General features: G+C 68.5%; 3 protein-coding genes. 1 reads left to right on the top strand and 2 read right to left on the bottom strand.

Annotated features, from left to right (window positions below):
• Both ACEN88_RS29175 and ACEN88_RS29180 read right to left on the bottom strand, forming a co-directional pair.
• Positions 1–637: hypothetical protein (locus ACEN88_RS29175; RefSeq protein WP_413345327.1), on the bottom strand; the 637-nt coding region annotated here is incomplete at its 3' end.
• Between the two features lies 1 nt (position 638).
• Positions 639–1,844 carry an ABC transporter substrate-binding protein gene (locus ACEN88_RS29180; protein WP_413345329.1) on the bottom strand — a complete coding sequence of 402 codons (1,206 nt, stop codon included), beginning with the start codon at positions 1,842–1,844 and terminating at the stop codon, positions 639–641.
• Between the two features lie 264 nt (positions 1,845–2,108).
• Between ACEN88_RS29180 and ACEN88_RS29185 the strand changes: the two genes are divergently transcribed.
• On the top strand, positions 2,109–2,534 hold a 426-nt coding region (locus tag ACEN88_RS29185; protein WP_413345331.1), incomplete at its 3' end, for an MCP four helix bundle domain-containing protein.

Below are 2,534 nucleotides of genomic sequence, written 5' to 3' on the forward strand. Positions count from 1 at the left end.
GCACGGGTGCCGCGATCTCGTGCGGCCCCGCCGCCTTGTCCGCGGACGCGGGCGCGAGCACGGCCCAGGACGTGGGCTTCAGGTCGGCCAGCCGTACCTTGTACACCAGGGCGCCTTCCGGCGTGCGCGTGCGCTGGTAGCGCAGCAGCACGACGCCGAGCAGCTCCCCGCCGTCGGGACCGGTCTGCAAGATGGCCCGTTCGTCGCCGTTTTCCAGACGCGCGCGCAGCCACGCCATGTCGGCGTCCGTGAAGCCGGGCACGCCGTTGTCCGCGATTTCCTTGCCCTCGAAATCCGTGAACAGCAGGCGCAGCGGAATGCCGTTCATCTGGCGCAGGCCGTGCAGGAACGGCGTCAGGTAGGTTTCCTTGCCGGCGCTGTCGACGAGCGCCGTGGCCAGGATCGGGCTCGCCCCCACTTCGTGCAGGCGCGTGACGACCGCTTCCAGGTTGTGGCCGACGGTCGTGGCGTGGAATGCGACCTCGCGCTCCTGCAGCAGGGCGTTGGCCTGCGCGCGCTGGTGGTCGATCAGCCAGAACGAGACGCCGGCGATGAGCAGCACGGCCGCCGCCGTCAGGATCGCGGCCGCGTTCGCGAAGCGGCGCGCCAGGCTGGCCGGGGCGGAGGCGTCGATCATGTCAGTCATCCGCCGGCACCAGGACGCCGTCCGCGCGGTAGCGCGCAAGCAGCAGGTCGTCCGGGCCGAGCGCTTCGTGACGGGCAGGCGTGAACGGCGGCGCATACGTCTTGACGAGGCCGCGGACCGTGCCGAGACGCTCGAGCGCGTCGCGCACGGCCTTGCGGTCGGTGCTGCCGGCGCGGTCGATCGCGAGCGCCAGGATGTGCGTGAGGTCGTAGGCGTGCGCGGCGCCCACGGGACCCTTGATGTCCTCGATGCGGCGCACCTTCGACACCTGCGCCGCGCTGGCGAGGAAGCGCTCGACGCGCGCCGGGTCGGCGCGGAAGAAGCTGAAGGTCTGGATCACGGAAAAGTCGACCTGCTGCAGCGCCGGTCCCGCCTGGGCCGCGAATTCGCCGCCCGTCACGCCCCAGTGGCTCAGGATCGGCAGGCGTTGCGCTTTCGGCAGCGCGGCCACTTCGCGCACGAGGATCGCTGCCTCGTCGTCGTTGGCGACGAGGACGATGGCCTGGGCGCCGGCCGCGCGCAGGTGCTGGTAGTTGTCGACGAGGCTCGTGTCGCGCCAGTTGTACCACGACGTGCCGACGAGCTTCAGCGCGGGCAGCTTCTCGGCCGCGCGGGCCGCCGCCTGGGCATTGCTGCGGCCCCAGGACGTGTTGGTCAGCAGCAGGCCGATGCGGTCGAGGCCGCGCCGGTGCGCCGTCTGCAACAGCTTCGGCATGGCCAGCGAATCGCGCAGCGACAGGCGGTACACGTAGTTCGGACGCATCTCGTTGTCGACGATGATGTCGGCCGACGACCACGGCGCCATGAACAAGGTGTGCGTCGACCGAAGGGTCGGCAGTTCCTCGATGACGACGGGGCTGAAGCGGCCGCCGAACACCGCCACGAGATCGGGCATCGCCGCGAACTCCTGGATGTTGCGGATGCCGCGCGCCGGGATCGACCGATGATCTTTCGTCACGACCTGCAAAGGCCGGCCGTGCAGCACGCCGCCCGCCGCGTTGATCTCGGCGATGGCCGCGCGCATGCCCAGTTCGACGGCCTGGGCCGATGTCGAATTGTCCAGTCCGAATTCGCCGTCGATCCCCAGCAGCACGGGCAGCGGCGCGGCCGCGCGGGCCGTCGGCAGCAGCAGCCCGGACAACGGCAGGGCAGCGAGGAACCGGCGGCGGGACGACGAAGGGTAATTGGATGCGGACATTGGCAATCGCTGATGTGACAGAGCGGAATCTGGAATTCTAACGTTATAGCGGCAGGCTTTACCTCATTCTGCGACGAAATAGCGTTGCGGTGTCGCAACTTAATGTTCCGTGGATAAATATGGCGTGTATCATTAAATCGTGACACGGCCCCGCCCACGCAGGCGCGGCACGTGCGGGCCCCATCCTCGCCCTTTCACCGCGCCGGCCCGCCGCCACGACCCGCCGCGCGCATCCGCAGCATTACCGTTTCCGTCGAGGTACACATGCATATCCAGAATCTCAAAATCGGAGCCCGGCTCGGGCTCGCGTTCGCCGCCGTGCTTGCACTGTCGGCCATGCTGACCGTGGTCGGCGTGCTGCGCCTGCAGCAGGTGGTCGACGCGACCGCGGACATGGACGCGTCGATCAGCAAGACCCGCCTGGCCGACCGCTGGCTGGCCAGTACCCGCATCAACCGTGCACTGACCGAAGCGCGCCTGCGTGCGGTGGATGCGCCGGACCAGGAGCGGATCAACGTCAGGATGAAGGCGAACAGCGAAGAGATCAACCGCATCGACGAACAATTGCAGCGCCTCGTTGCGAGCAAGGAAGGGAAGCGGTTGTTCGCGACCCTCAACGAGCGACGCAAGACGTACACGGCGGCGCGCAAGAAGCTGTTCGCACTCAAGGAAAGCGGCACCGTCGACGCG

Origin of the sequence: Massilia sp. CT11-108 (assembly GCF_047302915.1) — a bacterium.
GTDB classification, from domain to species: Bacteria; Pseudomonadota; Gammaproteobacteria; order Burkholderiales; family Burkholderiaceae_D; genus Telluria; species Telluria orientalis.